This window comes from Micromonospora sp. MW-13 (genome assembly GCF_003434305.1).
In the GTDB taxonomy this organism is placed as follows: domain Bacteria; phylum Actinomycetota; class Actinomycetes; order Mycobacteriales; family Micromonosporaceae; genus Micromonospora.
In genome coordinates this window covers 52321-72038 of sequence record NZ_QKKX01000069.1, presented here as the reverse complement: position 1 = coordinate 72038, position 19718 = coordinate 52321, and the positions used below count along the sequence as shown (strand labels likewise).

Genomic DNA, 19718 nt, shown 5'->3' with positions numbered 1-19718 from the left:
GAGGCTTCCCGCGGCGAGATGCCGAAGAAGGCCGCGTCGAAATCCGCCGCGTCGTAAAGGAATCCGCCCTGGTCGGAGTACGTGGTGCCGGGGTGCGCCGGGTCGGGGTCGTAGAGGCGGTCGAGGTCCCAGCCACGGTTGGTGGGAAAGTCGCCGATGGCGTCGACGCCGTCGGCGACGAGCTGCCACAGCCGGTCCGGGTCGTCGGCGCCGCCCGGGTAGCGGCAGGCCATGGCGACGATGGCGATCGGCTCGTCGTCGTCCGCGGTGGTCGCGGCGGCGGTCGGGGCCGGCGCGGCGGCGGCGCCGAGGAGGCCGGTGAGCAGGTGCCGGGCCAGCACGACCGGGTTGGGGTGGTCGAAGACGAGGGTGGTGGGCAGCGGCTGCCCGGTGGCGGCGACCAGCCGGTTACGCAGTTCCACGGCGGTCAGCGAGTCGAAGCCGAGGTCGCGGAACGCCGTGCCGGCCGGGACGGCGGCGGCCCCGCCGTCGTGGCCGAGCACGTCGGCGGCCAGTTCCCGGACCAGGTCGGTGACGGTCTCCTCGCGTCGGGCGGCGGTCAGCCCGGTGAGCCGGCGACGCAGGGTCGCGGCGGGGCCCTCGTCGCCGTCGTCGACGGGCGCGCCGCCGTCGAGGGCGGCCCGCGCCTCCGGTACGCCGTCGAGCAGCGGTCGCCGCCGCGCCGACGCGTACGCGGGGGCGAAGCGGGACCAGTCGACGTCGGCGACGGTGACGGCGACGTCGTCGTGGTCGAGGGCCTGTTGCAGGGCGCCCATCGCCACGGCGGGGTCCATCGCGGGCAGGCCACGGCGGCGCAGCCCCTGGTCGGAGTCGGCCCCGTGCATGCCGCCGTCGGCCCACGGGCCCCAGGCGACGGCGGTGCCGGCCCGGCCGTCGGCGCGCCGCTGCTGCACGAGCGCGTCGAGGTACGCGTTGCCGGCCGCGTAGCCGGCCTGGCCGGCGCTGCCCCAGGTCGCGGCGATGGAGGAGTAGACGAGGAAGGCGTCGAGTTCCCGGTCGGCGAGCAGGTCGTGCAGGTGGGTGGCGCCGGCGGTCTTGCCGGCGGTCACCTCGGCCAGTTCGGCCGGGGTGATGGCGGCCAGCGGGGTGGCCTGGGCGACGCCGGCGGTGTGCACGACGACGCGGACGGGCGGGCCGTCGGCCTCGACCCGGTCGAGCAGGGCGGCGAGGGCGGCGCGGTCGGCGATGTCGCAGGCGGCCACGGTGACCCGGGCGCCGAGGGCGGTCAGCTCGGCCTCCAGCTCGGCGGCGCCGGGGGCGGCGGGCCCGCGCCGGCTGGCCAGCACCACGTGTTCGGCGCCGGCGGCAGCGAGCCAGCGGGCGGCGCGGGCGCCGAGCCCGCCGGTGCCGCCGGTGATCAGCGCGGTGCCGGTGGGCGTGAACCGGCGTACCGGGGGGCGGTCGCCGACGGCGGCGCGGACCAGGCGGCGGGCGAAGACGCCGGGGCCGCGTACCGCGAGCTGGTCCTCGCCGCCCGCGCCGGTGAGGATCGCGGCGAGCCGGCCGGCGGCGCGGTCGTCGGGGTGGGTCGGCAGGTCGACCAGGCCGCCCCAGCGGTGCGGTGCCTCGACGCCGACGACCCGGCCGAGGCCCCAGATCGCGGCCTGCGCGGGGTCGGCGAGCCGGTCGTAGGAGGCGGCGGCGACGGCGCCCCGGGTGACCAGCCACAGCGGGGCGTCGATCCCGGCGTCGCCGAGCGCCTGGACCAGGGTGAGGGTGGCGGCCAGGCCGGGCAGGGCGGCCCGGTCGGCGGTCGGCGCTTCCCAGGCGAGCAGGGAGACGACCCCGGCGACGTCGGTGCCGGCGAGGGCGGCGGCGAGGGCGGACCGGTCGGTGTCGGGGGCGATGGTCAGCGGCAGCGGTTCGGCGCCGGCGGCGGTGAGCGCGGCGCGGAGGGCCTGCGCGGACGGGTCGTCGTCGAGGCCGGCGGGCAGGGCGAGCAGCCAGGTGCCGGTGAGTCGGCCGGCGGCCGGTTCGGCGGTGACCTGCCAGTCGGCCCGGTACCGCCAGCCGTCGAGCAGCGAGTGTTCCTGCCGCTGCCGCCGCCAGTCGGTGAGGACGGGCAGCAGGGTGCGCAGGGACTCGGCGGTGGCCTCGTCGTCGACGGCCAGGGTGTCGCGCAGGGCGTCGAGGTCGGCCCGTTCGACGGCGGCCCAGAAGCGCCGGTCGAGCAGCCCGGTCGCGGCGGCGGCCGGGTCGGCCGGTTCCTCGGCCGGCACCCAGTAGTGCTGCTGCTCGAACGGGTAGGTGGGCAGGCCGACGAGGCGGCCGGGCCGGTCGGCGAGGAGGTCGGCCCAGGCCACGGGCGTGCCGGCGACGTGCAGTCGGGCGAGCGCGGCGAGCAGGGTGCGGCGTTCCGGGCGGTCCCGGCGCAGCACCGGCACGACCACGGCGGGGGCGACGTCCGGGGCGGTCTCGACGGTGGCGAGCGTCTCCTCGGTGGCGGCGGTGAGGACCGCGTCGGGGCCGACCTCGACGAACGTGCCGGCGCCGTGGGCCCGCAGGGCGCGGACGCCGTCGGCGAACCGGACGGCCTCGCGGACGTGCCGCACCCAGTACTCCGGGGTGCGCAGCAGCGCCGGGTCGGCCAGCGCACCGGTCAGGTTGGACACGATCGGCAGGGTGGGGGCGCGCAGGTCGAGGCGGGCGACGACGGCCGCGAACTCGGCGAGCATCGGCTCCATCAGCGGGCTGTGGAAGGCGTGGCTGACCCGCAGCCGGCGGACCTTCACCCCCCGCCCGGCCCAGAGTTCGGCCAGCTCGTCGACGGCCGGGCCGGCGCCGGAGACGACGACGGAGGCGGGCCCGTTGACGGCGGCGACGGCGACCCGGTCGGTCAGCCCCGCCAGGGAGGCGGCGACGTCGGCCTCGCCGGCCGCGACGGCGAGCATCGCCCCGCCGGCCGGGAGGGCCTGCATGAGCCGGCCCCGGGCGGCGACCAGGGCGGCGGCGTCGGCGAGGGTGAGCACGCCGGCCACGTGGGCGGCGGTGATCTCGCCGATGGAGTGCCCGGCGACCAGGTCGGGGGCCAGTCCCCAGGAGCCGAGCAGCCGGTGCAGCGCCACCTCGACGGCGAAGAGGCCGGCCTGGGTGAACACGGTCTGGTCGAGCAGCGCCGCGTCGTCGGTGCCGGGCGAGGCGAACAGGACGGGCTTCAGCGGCCGGGGCAGGTGCGGGTCGAGGTGGGCGCAGGCCTCGTCGAGGGCCGCCGCGAAGACGGGGTACGCCTCGGCCAGCTCGCGGCCCATCCCGGCGCGCTGGGCGCCCTGGCCGGAGTACAGGAACGCGACCGCGCCGCGGTCGGCGGCGGCGCCGGTGACCAGGCCGGGGGCGGGCCGGTCGTCGGCGAGGGCGGTCAGGGCGGTGAGCAGGCCGGCGGGGTCGTCGGCGAGGACGACGGCGCGGTGTTCGAGGGGGGACCGGGACACCGCCGAGGTCCAGGCGACGTCGGCGGGGCGCGGGCCGGAGTCGGCGGCGAGGTGGGCGGCCCAGCGCTCGGCCTGGCGGCGCAGCGCGGTGCGGGTGCGGCCGGTGAGCAGCACCGGCGCGGGGCCGGACGGTTCGGGCTGCTCGGCGGCGGCGGGCTCCTCGGGCTGTTCGAGGATGAGGTGGGTGTTGGTGCCGCTCATCCCGAACGAGGAGACGGCGGCCCGGCGGGGCCGGTCCACGGCCGGCCACGGGGTCGGCTCGGTGACCAGGGTGACCGCGCCGGTGGACCAGTCGACGTGCGGGGTGGGCTCGTCGACGTGCAGGGTGGCGGGTACGGTCCCGTGCCGCATCGCCTGCACCATCTTGATCACCCCGGCGATGCCGGCGGCGGCCTGGGTGTGGCCGATGTTCGACTTGATCGAGCCGAGCAGCAGGGGTGCGGCGTCGCCCCGCTCCTGCCCGTACGTGGCCAGCAGCGCCTGCGCCTCGATCGGGTCGCCGAGGACGGTGCCGGTGCCGTGCGCCTCCACCACGTCCACGTCCGCCGTGGACAGTCGCGCGCCGGCCAGGGCCTGGCCGATCACCCGCTGCTGGGAGGGCCCGTTGGGGGCGGTGAGGCCGTTGGACGCGCCGTCCTGGTTGACGGCGGAGCCCCGGATCACGGCAAGGACGGGGTGGCCGTTGCGGCGGGCGTCGCTGAGGCGTTCCAGCAGCAGCATGCCGACGCCCTCGGACCAGCCGGTGCCGTCGGCGGACGCGGCGAACGACTTGCACCGGCCGTCGGCGGCCAGCCCGCGCTGGCGGGAGAACTCGACGAACGGGCCGGGGGTGGCCAGCACGGTCGCGCCGCCGGCCAGGGCGAGGCCGCACTCGCGCTGGCGCAGCGCCTGGCAGGCGAGGTGGATGGCGACGGACGCCGACGAGCAGGCGGTGTCCACGGTGACGGTGGGGCCTTCGAGGCCGAACGTGTACGCCAGCCGGCCGGAGACGACGCTGGCGGCGGTGCCGGTGAGCACGTACCCCTCGACGCCGGGGGCGCGGTGCAGTACGGCGGCGTAGTCCTGGCCGGAGGTGCCGACGAAGACGCCGGAGCGGCTGCCGCGCAGCGACAGCGGGGCGATGCCGGCCCGCTCGAACAGCTCCCAGGTGACCTCCAGCAGCAGCCGCTGCTGGGGGTCCATGGCGACCGCCTCGCGGGGGGAGATCCCGAACAGGGCGGCGTCGAACTTCCCCGCGTCGTGCAGGAACCCGCCGGAGCTGGTGGTGGAGGTGCCGGGCCGGTCGGGGTCGGGGTGCTGGAGGCGCTCCAGGTCCCAGCCCCGGTCGGTGGGGAAGCCACCGATCGCGTCCCCGCCGGCGGAGACGAACGACCACAGGTCCTCCGGCGAGGCGATGCCGCCCGGGTAGCGGCAGCTCATCGCGACGATCGCCACCGGCTCGGACTCCTCGGCGGTGACCTCGCGCAGCCGTTGGCGGGTCTGCTGCAGCTCGGCGACGACCCGCGTCAGGTATTCGCGCAGCCGCTCTTCGTCCGCCATGACTTCTCGCTTTCTCGTGACACCCACAGGTCCGTGCCGGGCGGCTCAGGACAGCCCGAGGTCCTGGTCGATGAGGTCGAACAGCTCCTGGTTGCTGGCCACCCGCAGCCGGTCCGCCACCTCGGCGGCCTCCTCCCGGCGCGGCTCGGCGGCGCCGAGCCGTTCGAGGAGGTGGTGCAGCCGCATGGTGATCCGGACCCGGCCGGTGTCGTCCGGGTCGCGCAGGGCGAGGGCGCTCTCCAACTGGTCGAGTTCGGCCAGGGTCGGCAGCGCCTCCACCGAAGCCTCGCTGAGCAGCTCGGACCGCAGGTGCTCGGCCAGGGCCAGTGGGGTCGGGTAGTCGAAGACCACCGAGCTGGGCGGGTTCAGCCCGGTCAGCCGGGCCAGCTTCCCGCGCAGCTCGACGGCGGTCAGCGAGTCGAAGCCGAGGTCCCGGAAGGGCCGGCTGCTCTCCACCGCGTACGGGCTGTCGTGGCCGATGACCTCGCCGGCGGCGGTGCGGATCAGGTCGACCAGCACCCGGTTCTGCTCGGCCTGGGTCAGCTCGCCGAGCCGCTTGCGCAGTTCGGCGGCGACCTGGTCGCCGTCGGAGGCGTCCGCCCGGTCGGCGGCGGCCTGGGCGGCCACCTCGGCGAGGTCGCCGATCAGCGGGCGGGGCCGGGCGGAGGCGAAGACGGGCGCGAACCGCTCCCAGTCGACGTCGGCGACGGTGAGGACGTCGTCGTCGCCCTCGATGCCGGCGCGCAGGGCGGCCATCGCCGGTTCCCGGTCGAGCAGGGACACCCCGCGCCGGCTCATCGCGGCGGCGTGCGCGTCGGTCACCATGCCCCCGCCGGCCCACGGTCCCCAGTTGACGGAGAGGACCCGGGTGCCCGAGGCGCGTCGGGACTGCGCGAACGCGTCCAGGAAGGCGTTGCCGGCGGCGTACGCGCCGTGGTCGCCGACGCCCCAGACGGCCGCGATGGACGAGAAGTGCACGACCAGTTCCAGCGGCCCGGGGTCGAGGAGTTCGTCGAGGTGCCGGGCGCCGGCGATCTTGCCGGACACCACGTCGGCGAGTTCCGCCCCGCTGACCGCGGCGATCGGGTTGAGCCGGCCCACCCCGGCGGCGTGCACCAGCGCGTGCACGGTCTCGCCGTCGGCGTTCAGGCCGGAGACCAGGTCCGCGACCGCGTCCCGGTCGGCGAGGTCGCAGGCCAGGACGCGGGCCTGCGCGCCGAGCGCGGCCAGCTCCGCCACCGCCTCGGCGGCGCCGGGGGCGTCGGGGCCGCGCCGGCTGACCAGCAGCAGCCGGCGCGCGCCGTGCCGGGCCAGCCACCCGGCGGCGTACCGGCCGACGGCGCCGGTGCCGCCGGTCACCAGGACGGTGCCGGGCGGCTGCCAGCCGGGGCTGCCCGTCCGGTCGGCGCGCGGCGCGCGGGCGAGCCGCCGCAGGTACGCCCCGGCGGGGCGGACGGCGATCTGGTCCTCGCCTCCGGCGCCGGTCAGCGCGGCGAGGACGTGCTCGGCGGCGGCATCGTCCAGGGTGGCCGGCAGGTCCAGCAGGCCGCCCCAGTGCCGGGGGTGCTCCAGCGCGGCGACCAGGCCGAGCCCCCAGGTGGTGGCCTGGGCGGGGTTGGCGACCGGGTCGTCGGCGCCGGTGCCGACGGCCTGCCGGGTGAGCAGCCACAGCGGCACCGGGGGCAGGGCGTCGGTGACGGCCTGGATCAGGGCGAGGTTCGCGGTCAGGCCGACGGGGACGGCCGGCCGGTCGGGGTGCGGGCGCTCGTCGAGGGCGAGCAGGGAGACGACCCGGGTCGGCGGTACGCCGTCGAGCAGCCCGGCGAGGGCGGCCCGGTCGGCCGTGGCCGGGTCGACGGGGAGCAGCCGGGGCGTGCCGCCGCGCGCGGCGACGAGCGCGGCGAGCCGGTCGGCGACGTCCTGGCCGGCGGCGGTGTGCACCAGCGTCCAGTCGCCGCCGGGGGCCCCGGCGGCCAGCGGCTGGGGGCGCCAGGTGATCCGGTACCGCCAGCCGTCGACGAGGGTGTCCTCCCGCTGCTGGCGACGCCAGGCGGCGAGGTCCGGCAGCAGGTCGCGCAGCGGCCGGTCCGGGTCCACGCCGAGCCGGCCGGCGAGCGCGTCGCCGTCGCCGTCCACCACGGCCCGCCAGAACGCGGAGTCGGTGTCGTCGCCGGCCGCGCCGGGGGCGTCGGCCGGGGCGGCGTGGAGGGTGGGCCAGAACCGCTGGTGCGCGAACGCGTACGTGGGCAGGTCCACCGGGCCGGCGCCGGGCAGCAGCGCCGGCCAGCGTACGGCCGTGCCCTGGCAGTGCAGCCGGGCGAGGGCGCCGAGCAGGGTGGACACCTCGTCCTGGCCGGGCCGCTGCACGCCGGTGACGGTAACCGGGGCGTCGGCGGGGAGCGCGTCGGCGGTCAGGGCGGTCAGCACCGTGTCGGGGCCGACCTCCAGGAACCGGGTCACCCCGTGGGAGTGCAGGTGGGTGACGGTGTCGGCGAACCGGACGGCCTCGCGGACGTGCCGGACCCAGTAGTCGGGGGTGCACAGCTCGTCGGCGTCGACAACCGTGCCGGTCAGGTTCGACACGACGGGCACCGCCGGCGGGGCGTACTCCAGGGTCGCGGCGACGGCCGCGAAGTCGGCGAGCATCGGCTCCATCAGCGGGCTGTGGAAGGCGTGGCTGACCCGAAGCCGCTTGGTCCGCACGCCGAGGGCGGTGAAGTGGTCGGCCAGTTCGGTCAGCGCGTCCAGTTCCCCGGCCACGACGACGGCGGTCGGCCCGTTCACGGCGGCCACGGCCACCCGCCCGGCGTACCCGGTGAGGGCCTGGGTGACCTCGACCTCGGCCGCCGCGACGGCGAGCATGCCGCCGCCGGCGGGCAGCGCCTGCATGAGCCGGCCCCGGTTGCCGACGAGCGCGCAGGCGTCCGGCAGGGACAGCACCCCGGCGACGTGCGCGGCGACGATCTCGCCGACCGAGTGGCCGGCCACGAAGTCGGGCCGGACCCCCCAGTGTTCGAGGAGGCGGTACAGCGCCACCTCGACGGCGAACAGCCCGGCCTGGGTGAACACGGTCTGGTCGAGCAGGTCGGCGTCGGCGGTGCCGGACTCGGCGAACAGCACCGGGCGCAGCGGCCGGGGCAGGTACGCGTCGAGGTGCTGGCACGCCTCGTCCACGGCGCGGGCGAAGGTGGGGAAGGTGTCGTACAGCCGGCGGCCCATCCCGGCGTGCTGGGCGCCCTGCCCGGAGAACAGCACCGCCAGGGCCCCACCGGGCTCGGCGACGCCCCGGGTGAGGCCGGGGTGGTCCTGCCCCGCCGCGAGGGCCCGCAGCCCGGCGAGGGCCTCGTCCCGGTCGGCGGCGAGCAGCACCGCGCGGTGCCGCAGCGGGGAGCGCCCGGTGGCCAGGCCCCGGGCGACGTCGACGTCGGGGGTCGGCTGGTGCGGCAGCCAGTCGGCGAGCCGGGCGGCCTGGGCGCGCAGGCTCTCCGCGCCGTCGGCGGCGACCACCCAGGGCAGCACCGGCAGCCCGGCGGGGGCCCCGTCGGCGGGCCGGGCGGTGGCGGCGGGCGCGGCCGGTTCGGCGGGGGCCTGTTCGAGGATGACGTGCACGTTGGTGCCGCTCACCCCGAACGACGACACGCCGGCCCGGCGGGGCCGGTCCACCTCGGGCCACGGCTGCGGCTCGGTGAGCAGGGCGACCGCCCCGGCGGACCAGTCGACGTGCGGGGAGGGCTCGTCCACGTGCAGGGTGGGCGGCAGCAGGTCGTGCCGCATCGCCATGATCATCTTGATCACGCCGGAGACGCCGGCGGCGGCCTGGGTGTGGCCGATGTTCGACTTCACCGAGCCGAGCCACAGCGGCCGGTCCGCCGGCCGGTCCCGCCCGTACGTGGCGAGCAGCGCCTGCGCCTCGATCGGGTCGCCGAGCCGGGTGCCGGTGCCGTGCCCGTCGACGACGTCCACGTCGGCGCCGGCGAGCCGGGCGTTGGCGAGGGCCTGCCGGATGACCCGCTCCTGGGCGGGGCCGTTGGGCGCGGTGAGGCCGTTGCTGGCGCCGTCCTGGTTCATCGCGGAGCCGCGGACCACGGCGAGGATGCGTCGGCCGTCGCGCTGGGCGTCGGAGAGGCGCTGGAGCAGCACCAGGCCGACGCCCTCGCCCCAGCCGGTGCCGTCGGCGGCCCCGGCGAACGACTTGCACCGGCCGTCGAGGGCGAGCCCCCGCTGGCGGGCGAACTCCAGGAACGGTCCGGGGGTGGCCATCACCGTGACGCCTCCGGCGACGGCGAGGTCACACTCGCCCTGCCGCAGCGACTGGCAGGCCAGGTGCAGCGCCACCAGGGAGGACGAGCAGGCGGTGTCGACGCTGACGGCGGGGCCCTGCAACCCGAAGTGGTACGCCAGTCGGCCGCTGATGACGGCGGCGGCGTTGCCGGTGGCCTGGTAGCCCTCGGTCTCGACCCGCGCGGCGAGCAGCAGGGTCGCGTAGTCCTGCCCGTTGGTGCCGACGAACACCCCGGTGCCGGTCTCCCGCAGGTCGGCGGGGGCGGTGCCGGCGCGCTCGAACAGTTCCCAGGCGCTCTCCAGCAGCAGCCGCTGCTGCGGGTCCATCACCAGCGCCTCGCGCGGGGAGATGCCGAACAGGGCGGCGTCGAAGCCGGTGGCGTCGGCGAGGAAGCCGCCCTCCCGGACGTACGAGGTGCCGGGCCGGTCCGGGTCGGGGTGGTAGATGGCCTCCAGGTCCCAGCCCCGGTCGGCGGGGAACTCGGCGATGCCGTCGCGCCCCTCGCTGACCAGCCGCCACAGGTCCTCGGGGCTGGCGACGCCGCCGGGGAACCGGCAGCTCATCGACACGACGGCGATCGGCTCGTCGAGGGCCGTGGCGGCCCGGGTGGGCGCGACCGCCGGAGCGTCGTCGCCGGTCAGCCGGCTCGCCAGGTGGTCGGCCAGGGCACCGGGCGTCGGCCGGTCGAACACCAGCGTCGCCGGCAGGGTCTCACCGACCGCCTCGGCGAGCCGGTTGCGCATCTCGACGGCGCTGAGCGAGTCGAAGCCGATCTCCCGGAACGACCGGTCCGCCGCCAGGGCCTCCGCCGAGGGCAGCCGCAGCACCGCCGCGGCGTGCACCCGGACCAGGTCCAGCAGCACCCGGCGGCGGTCCGGCGCGGCGAGCCCGGCGAGGCGGGCGCGCAGCGGCGAGTGGGCGGCCGGGGCATCGCCGGACGGGGCGGCGGCGAGCAGCCGCGCCACCTCCGGCACGTCCCCGATCAGCGGCCGGGGGCGGGCCAGCGTGTAGGTGTGCAGGAACCGGTCCCAGGCGATGTCCGCGACGGTGAGCGTGGTCTCGTCGTGGGCGAGCGCGTCGGCCAGCACGGACACCGCGAGGTCGGGGCGCATCGCCCGGACGCCGGAGCGGAACATCTGGTCCGCGGCGCCCTCGGCGTCGACCATGCCGCCGCCGTCCCAGGCGCCCCAGGCGACGGCGGTGGCGGGCCGGCCCCGGCGGCGCCGGTCCTCGGCGAACGCGTCGAGGAACGCGTTGCCGGCGGCGTAGCCGCCCTGGTGCCCGCCACCCCAGACGCCCGCGCCGGAGGAGAACAGCACGAACGCCGTCAGGTCGTCGCCGAACACCTCGTCGAGGTGCACCGCGCCGGACACCTTGGCCCGCAGCGCGTCCGCCAGGTCTGCCGGGCCGAGGGCCGCGACCGGGCCGGCGTGGGCCACCCCGGCGGTGTGGAACACGGCGTCGACACGGACGCCCTGCGCGGCGAGTTCGGCGGCGAGCGCCCGCAGCGCGTCGGCGTCGGCGACGTCGCAGGCGGCGACGGTGACGGTGGCGCCGGCCGCGGTGAGTTCGGCCGCCAGCTCGGCGGCGCCGGGGGTGGCCGGGCCCTGGCGGCCGGTCAGCACCAGCCGGGCGGCGTCCTCCCGGGCCAGCCAGCGGGCCACCTGCGCCCCGATCGAGCCGAGGCCGCCGGTGACCAGGACGGTGCGGCCCCGGGGGCGCCAGCCGTCGGCGGGGGCCCGGTCGGCGCGGGCCCGGACGAGCCGGCGGGCGAACACCCCGGACGGGCGCAGCGCGAGCTGGTCCTCGGCGTCGACGCCGGACAGCACGGCCACCAGCCGGGCCCGGTCCCGGGCGTCCGGCTCGGCGGGCAGGTCCACCAGGCCGCCCCAGCGGTCGGGGTGTTCCAGGGCGACCACCCGGCCGAGGCCCCAGACCGCCGCCTGGCCGGGGCGGTCGAGCGGATCCGCCCGGCCGGTGCAGACGGCCCCGGTGCTGGCGCACCACAGCGGGGCGGCGATGCCGGCGTCGCCGAGGGCCTGGACGAGCGCGACCGTGCCGGCCAGGCCGGCGGGCAGCACCGGCTGCGCCGGGTGCGCGTCGTCGTCGAGCGCGAGCAGGGAGAGCACCCCGCCGACCGGTGCGGCGTCCCCGGCGGACCGCCCGAGCTGGTCGGCCAGCGCCGCCCGGTCCGGGTCGGCCACGGGGACCCGGACGACGTCCGCGCCGCCCTCGGCGAGTGCCGCGGCGGCGGCGACGGCCAGCGGGTGGTCGGCCCGGCCGGCCGGCACCACCAGCAGCCAGCGGCCGGACAGGGCCGCGTCGGCGGGGGTGGGCAGCGGCTTCCAGGTCACCCGGTACCGCCAGGAGTCCACGGTGGACTCGTCGCGGCGGCGACGCCGCCAGGAGGACAGCAGCGGCAGCGCCGGGTCGAGCGACCGGGCGTCCGTCTCGTCGATCCGCATGGCGGCGGCCAGCGCCCGCGGGTCGGACTGTTCCACGGCCGCCCAGAAGTGCCGGTCCGCGTCGTCCCCGCCGGCCGCCACGGCGGCCCCGGCCGGGCCGGTCGGCTGCGGCCAGTACCGCTGCCGCTGGAAGGCGTAGGTGGGCAGTTCCACGGCCGGGCCGGGGCGGGCGCCGAGGACCGCCGTCCAGTCCACGGGCGCGCCGTGGACGTGCAGTTCGGCGAGGGCGGCGACCAGGGCGGGCCAGCCGGCGGCGTCGGGGGGGAGGGTGTCCACCACGACGGCGTCGTGCCCGGCGGCGGCCACGGCGCGCCGGAGGCCGGCGGCAAGCGCCGGGCCGGGGGCCACCTCCAGGAAGACCTGGTGCCCCGCGTCGAGCAGGGCCCGCGCGGCGGCGTCGGGGTCGGCGTCGGCGCGCAGGCCCGGGTACCAGTCGGCGGCGTCGAGGCCGGCGGTGTCGACCGGTACCCCGGTGGACGCGGAGTGCAGCGGCACCTCGGCCGCCTGGAGGGTGATCCCGGCCAGGCCAGCCGTCGGGCGGTCCGGCGCGGCGTCCGGGTCGGCGGGGTCGGCGGCGGCCGGGGGCCGGCTGCCGAGGGCGATCACCTTCGCGGCGTCCGCCAGCGAGAGCGCTCCCGCCACGCAGGCCGCCGCGACCTCCCCGTCGCCGTGTCCGAGCACGGCGGCGGGTCGTACGCCGAGGGAACGCCACAACCGGGCCAGCGCGACCGCCACGGCCCACCGGGCGGCCTGTGCCACCCCGGGACGGGTCGGCGACGGGGCGTCCGCGCCGCGCAGCACGGCGGTGAGCGACCAGTCCACCCACGGCGCGAGGGCGGCCTCGCACTCGGCGACGGATTCGGCGAAGACCGGCGACCGGTCCAGCAGGTCGGCCAGCGCGTCGGGCCACTGCTCCGCGTCGCCGGGGAAGACGAGGACGGGGTCACCGCCGCGCAGCGCCGTGCCGGTGACGGCCGCCGGGACGTCCTCGCCGAGGCGGAACGCGTCCAGCGCCCGCACCAGGTCGGTGGTGTCCCGGCCGAGCAGCACGGCGCGGTGCGGGAACGCGGCCCGGGTGGTGGCCAGGGCGTGCGCGACGTCGGCCGGCTCGATCTCCGGGTGCGCCGCGAGGTGGGCGTGCAGCCGGGCGGCCTGCTCCCGCAGCGCCGGCCCGTCGGCGGCGGACAGCACCAGGGGTACGACGCCGGTGCGCGGCGCCGCGACCGGTTCGCCCTCGATCACGGGGGCGGGCGGCTGCTCGATGATCACGTGTGCGTTGGTGCCGGAGATGCCGAACGACGAGACGGCGGCCCGACGGGGGCGGTTCACGGCCGGCCACGGGGTGGCCTCGGTGGCGAGGGCCACCGCGCCGGAAGCCCAGTCGACGTGCGGCGACGGCTCGTCCACATGCAACGTCGCCGGAACGAGGCCGTGCCGCATCGCCATGATCATCTTGAGCACACCCGCCACACCCGCCGCAGCCTGCGTGTGACCGATGTTCGACTTCACCGACCCGAGAAGAAGCGGCCGATCCGCCTGACGGTCCTGACCGTAGGTCGCCAGCAACGCCTGCGCCTCGATCGGGTCACCCAGGGTGGTGCCGGTGCCGTGCGCCTCCACCGCGTCCACGTCGGCGGCGGTGAGCCGGGCATTGGCCAGGGCCTGCCGGATCACCCGCTGCTGCGACGGACCATTCGGCGCCGTCAGGCCGTTACTCGCACCGTCCTGGTTCACGGCCGTGCCCCGCACCACCGCCAGGATGTTCCGCCCCTCGCGCTGCGCGTCCGACAACCGCTGCACGAGAAGCACACCAACACCCTCGGACCAACCCGTGCCATCCGCCGACGCCGCGAACGACCTGCACCGACCGTCCTGCGACAGACCACGCTGCCGGGAGAACTCGATGAACGTCCCCGGCGTCGCCATCACCGTCACACCACCGGCAAGGGCCAGATCACACTCACTGGAACGCAACGCCTGCGCCGCCAGATGCAACGCCACCAGCGACGACGAGCAGGCGGTGTCCACGGTGACCGCAGGCCCCTCCAGGCCGAACGTGTACGCGACACGGCCGGACAGGACGCTGCCCGAGTTGCCGGTGCCGATGTACCCCTCGACCTCGCCGGGCACGTCCATCAGGACGGAGGCGTAGTCGTGGTACATCACGCCCGCGAACACGCCGGTCCGGCTGCCCCGCAACCGCTGCGGGTCGATGCCCGCCGACTCGAACGACTCCCACGACGCCTCCAGCAGCAGGCGCTGCTGCGGGTCCATCGCCAGGGCCTCGCGCGGCGAGATGCCGAAGAAGGCCGGGTCGAACTCGGCCGCCCCGTACAGGAAGCCACCGTGCCGGGTGTAGGAGCTGCCCGGGCGGTCGGGATCCGGGTCGAACAGGGTCTCCAGGTCCCAACCCCGGTCGGCCGGGAACTCCCCGATCCCGTCCCCGCCACCGGCCAGCAACGCCCACAGTTGCTCCGGCGTCTCCACCCCGCCCGGGTAGCGGCAGGCCATGCCCACGATCGCGATCGGCTCGTCGAGTCCGGTGGTGGTCCGCGCGCCCGACGCGGCGACGCCGCTGCCGGCCCCGGCCAGTTCGGCGTGCACGTGGGCGGCCAGCGCCTGCGGCGTCGGGTAGTCGAACACCAGCGTCGAGGGCAGCCGCAGGCCGCTGGCCGCGTTCACCCGGTTGCGCAGGTCCACCGCCGTCAACGAGTCGAAGCCCAACTCCCGGAACGCCCGGTCCGCCGGCACCGACTCCGCCCCACCGTGGCCGAGCACCTGCGCGACGAGCCCCCGGATCAGCACGTCGACCTGGGCGCGGGCCTCCTCGGGGGCCAGGCCGGCGATGCGGGTCGCCCAGGTCGCGCCCTGTCCCGCCTGGCGGCGGATGGTGGTCGCGCCGACCAGGGCGCGCAGCATCGGCGGCACCATGCCGGTGCCGGCGGCGGCCCGCAGGGCGGCCACGTCGATCACGGCCGGCACGAGGGCCGACCGGCCCCCCGAGACCGCCGCGTCGAACAGCGCCAGGCCGGTCTCGGCGCTCATCGCGGCGAGGCCACCCCTGGTCGTCGAACGGGTCCGCCCGGCCTCGCCGAGGGACGCGGCCATCCCGGGGGTGTCCCACATCCCCCACGCCAGCGACACCGCCGGCAGACCGGCCCGCCGCCGGTGCACGGCCAGGGCGTCCAGGAACGCGTTGCCCGCCGCGTACGCCGCCTGACCCGGCGAACCGAGCACCCCGGCAACCGACGAGAACACCACGAACAGGTCCAGGTCCAGCCCGGTGGTGGCCTCGTGCAGGAACCAACCGGCCGACACCTTGGGGGCCAGCACGCCCGCCAGCCGCTCGGCCGTCAGCGTCTCGACGACGCCGTCGTCCAGCACGCCGGCGGTGTGCACCACACCGGCGAGGCGGCCCGCCGACGTCACCTCGCCGACCAGGCCGGCCACCTGCTCCCGGTCGGTCACGTCACACGCCACCACCCGGACCGACGCGCCCAGACCCGCCAGCCGCTCCACCAGCTCGGCCGCGCCCGCAGCGTCCGGGCCCCGCCGCGACACCAGCACCAGCGACCGCACCCCGTGCGCGACCACCAGGTGCTCCGCGACCAGCGCACCGAGCGAACCCGTGCCACCGGTCACCAGCACCGCGCCCTCGCCCACCACGGGCGACGGGTCCGGCACGGACGCCCGCACCAGGCGCGGCGCGAGGACCTCGCCGGCCCGGACCGCGACCTGGCCGCCGGTGGCGAGGGGTTCGTCCGCCACCCGGGCGAGCAGGCCCAGCACCGCCGCGTCGGCGTCGGCGTCGACATCCGCGAGGACGATCCGGCCCGGGTGCTCCGACTGCGCCGACCGCAGCAGACCCCACACCGCCGCACCCGCCAGGTCCGTCACCTCGTCGCCGTCCCGGGCGGGCACCGCGCCCCGGGTCACCACGACCAGCCTCGACTCCGCGAGGGCGTCGGCGGCCAGCCACGATCGCACGACCGACAACACGCCGGACGTGACCTCGCGCACCGCGTCCGGGACCGCCGCCCCGGGGGCGACGGACACCGGCAGCACCAGCGCCGGCGGCACCGCCGCGCCCGCCGCGCCCGCGCCCGCCACTGCGGCCAGGTCCGGGTACGAGGCCAGCCCGCCCCGATCCGCCAGCTCGCCGGCCAGCCCGGCAACGCCCTCGTCGCCGGCGCTGTGGAGCTGACCCGGCTGCGCTGCCAGCAGCGCCCACCCAACGACCTGCCCGGCCGGGGCGGTCTCCGCCGCCTGCCAGGCCACCTCGAACAGCGACCGCCCGGCCGGGTTCGGGGCGGCCACCCCGCTCATCTCCCGTAGCACGAGCGAGTCGACGGAGACGACGGCCGCGCCCGAGGAGTCCACGGCGACCAGCCGTACCGCGGAGCCCTCGCGGGTCAGCCGCACCCGCAGCACCGACGCCCCCGAGGCGTGCACCTGCACACCCTCGAACGCGAACGGCACCCGGGGCGCGGCCGTCTCCTCGAACAGCAGCGCGATCGGGTGCAGGGCGGCGTCCGACAGCGCCGGGTGCACCCCGAACGCCGCCGCGTCGCCCGCCACCCGCTCCGGCAGGGCCACCTCGGCGAACACCTCGCCACCGGCCGTCCAGAGCCGGCGCAGGCCCTGGAACACCGGCCCGTACACCAGGCCACGCTCCGCCACCGCCGGGTACCAGCCGGCGAGGTCCACCTCGGACGCCCCGGCCGGCGGCCACTCCCCCAGCACGGGCTCGTCGGCCGACACCGGCTCCAGCACACCCTCGGCGTGCCGGACCCACTCGGGGTCGGCGTCCTCCTCCGGCTGGGAGTGCACGGTCACCGACCGCAGGCCGGCCGCGTCGGCCGTGCCGACGCGCACCTGCACCCGCACCCCACCGGAGGCGGGCAGCACCAGCGGCGCGGCCACGGTCAGCTCCCGCACCCGCGACGCGCCCACCTCGTCACCGGCCCGCACCGCCAACTCCACCAACGCCGTCCCCGGCACCACCACCGAACCGGCAACCACGTGATCGGCCAGCCACTCGTGCGTCGACACCGACAGCCGCCCGGTCAACACCACCATGTCCTCGCCGGCCACCGACACGGCGGCGCCGAGCAGCGGGTGCCCGGCCGCGCCGAGGCCGGCCCCGGAGACGTCCGTCCACCGGCCGGCGGGCTCCAGCCAGTACCGCTGGTGCTGGAAGGCGTACGTCGGCAGGTCGACCCGCTCGCCGCCGGCTCCGGCGAGGAGGCGGGTCCAGTCGACGGCCAGGCCGTGGACGTGGAGTTGGGCGAGGGCCTCCAGGGCGGCCTGCGGCTCGGGCCGGTCGTGCCGGGACACCGCGACCAGCAGGGGCGCGGGCTCGTCGCCGGGCCGGTCGGCGAGGCAGCCCTGCGCCATCGCGGTCAGCACGCCGTTCGGGCCCAGCTCCAGGTAGGTGCCGACCTCCTCGGCGTGCAGGCTGTCGACGGCGTCGGCGAAGCGCACGGTGCCCCGGACGTGCCGCACCCAGTACCGGGAGTCGCGGAGCTGCTCCGGCTCGGCGAGCCGGCCGGTCAGGTTGGACACCACCGGGATGGTCGGCGGGTGGTAGGTCAGCTTGTCGGCGACGGCCGCGAACTCCGCCAGCATCGGGTCCATCCGGACGCTGTGGAAGGCGTGGCTGACCCGCAGCCGGCGGGTCGGGGCACCCCGGTCGGTCCAGGTCCGCTGGAGTTCGTCGAGGGCGTCGGCGTCCCCGGAGACCACGACGGCAGTGGGACCGTTCACGGCGGCGATGTCCAGCCGGTCGGCCAGCCCGGCCAGGGACGCGGTGACGGCGGCCTCGTCGGCGCCGACCGCGAGCATCCCGCCGCCGGCGGGCAGCGCCTGCATCAGCCGCCCACGGGCGGCGACGAGGGCGCACGCGTCCGCCAGGGAGAACACCCCGGCCACGTGCGCTGCGGCGATCTCCCCGATCGAGTGCCCGGCGACGAAGTCCGGGGCGAGGCCGAACGACTCGACGAGGCGGAACAGCGCCACCTCGACGGCGAACAGCCCGGCCTGGGTGAACACGGTCTGGTCCAGCAGGTCCGCCTCGGGCGTGGCCGGCGCGGCGAACATGACCTCCCGCAGCGGACGCGGCAGCAGCGGGTCCAGGTGCCCGCACACCTCGTCCAACGCGGCGGCGAACACCGGGAACGCGGCGGACAGCTCGCGACCCATGCCGGGACGCTGCGCGCCCTGGCCGGAGAACAGGAACGCCACCCGGCCGCGCGGGGACGCCGATCCGGTGGTGACGGTGCCGTTCGGCTCGCCGCCGGCCAGGGCGCGCAGCCCGGCGAGCAGGTCGTCGGGGCCCTCGGCCAGGACGACGGCCCGGTGTTCGAGGCCGGAGCGGCTGATCGAGGAGACGGCGACGTCCACCGGCCGCGGGGCGTCGGCGGCGGCGAGGTGCTCGGCCCACCGGGCGGCCTGCCCGGCGAGCGCCTCGGCGGTGCGCGCGGAGAGCAGCACCGGGGCCAGCGGCAGCGCCACGGGTCCGGCGGGCGGGGCGGCGTCGGCGGGCGGCGGGGCGTCGTCGACCGGGGCCTGCTCCAGGATGACGTGGGCGTTCGTACCGCTGATGCCGAAGGACGACACGGCGGCCCGGCGCGGCCGGTCGGACGCCGGCCACGGGCGGGCCTCGGTCAGCAGCGAGACCTGGCCGGCGGTCCAGTCGATGTGCGGGGACGGCTCGTCGACGTGCAGGGTGCGCGGCATCGAGCCGTGCCGGATCGCCTCGATCATCTTGATCAGGCCGGCGGCGCCCGCCGCCGCCTGGGTGTGGCCGAGGTTCGACTTGATCGAGCCGAGCCACAGCGGCCCGCCCTCGCCCCGGTCCTGCCCGTACGTGGCGAGCAGCGCCTGCGCCTCGATCGGGTCGCCGAGGGTGGTGCCGGTGCCGTGTGCCTCGACCACGTCCACGTCCGCCGGGGAGAGCCGGGCGTTGGCCAGGGCCTGCCGGATCACCCGCTCCTGGGAGGGTCCGTTGGGGGCGGTCAGGCCGCTGCTGGCGCCGTCCTGGTTCACGGCGCTGCCGCGCACGACGGCGAGGATCCGGCGGCCGTCGCGGCGGGCGTCGGAGAGCCGCTGGAGCAGCAGCACGCCGACGCCCTCGGACCAGCCGGTGCCGTCGGCGGACGCGGCGAACGACTTGCACCGCCCGTCCGAGGCGAGGCCACGTTGCCGGGAGAAGTCGGCGAAGGTGCCCGGGGTGGACATCACGGTCACGCCGCCGGCCAGCGCGAAGTCGCAGTCGCGCTGGCGCAGCGCCTGCACGGCGAGGTGCACGGCCACGAGCGACGACGAGCACGCCGTGTCGACGGTGACGGCGGGCCCCTCCCAGCCGAAGGTGTACGCCACCCGGCCGGACACGACGCTGCCGGAGTTGCCGGTGCCGATGTACCCCTCGACGCCGTCGGGCAGGTCCAGCACCCGGGACGCGTAGTCGTGGTACATCACCCCGGCGAAGACGCCGGTGCGGCTGCCGCGCAGCCGCTGCGGGTCGAGGTCGGCGTGCTCGATCGCCTCCCACGAGGTCTCCAGCAGCAGCCGCTGGTGCGGGTCCATGGCCAGCGCCTCGCGGGGGCTGATGCCGAAGAAGCCCGGGTCGAACTGCGCCGCGTCGTAGAGGAACCCGCCCTGGCTGGTGTACGAGGTGCCCGGGTTGTCCGGGTCGACGTGGAACAGCCGCTCCAGGTCCCAGCCCCGGTCGGTGGGGAAGTTCCCGACCCCGTCGCCATCGGAGTCGACCAGGTCCCACAGCTCCGCCGGGCTGGACACCCCGCCCGGGAACCGGCACGCCATCCCGATGACGGCCATCGGCTCGCGGTCCTTGGCCTCCACCTCACGTACCCGCCGACGGGCGTCGCGCAGGTCGGCGGTCGCGCGCCGGAGGTAGTCGAGGAACTCAGCCTCAGTGGGCATCGGGCCACTCCGTATCGGGAATCGGGGTGCGGAACATGC

2 protein-coding genes are annotated in these 19718 nt (G+C 77.4%); both read right to left on the bottom strand.

Features of this window, described 5'->3' with window-relative positions:
• Positions 1-4988 (bottom strand): type I polyketide synthase (locus C5N14_RS27360; RefSeq protein WP_117672155.1); only part of this gene is annotated, 4988 nt, incomplete at its 3' end.
• A 45-nt stretch (positions 4989-5033) separates the two neighbouring features.
• Positions 5034-19679 carry a type I polyketide synthase gene (locus C5N14_RS27355; protein ID WP_117672153.1) on the bottom strand — a complete coding sequence of 4882 codons (14646 nt, stop codon included), beginning with the start codon at positions 19677-19679 and terminating at the stop codon, positions 5034-5036.
• Positions 19680-19718 lie beyond the last annotated feature (39 nt).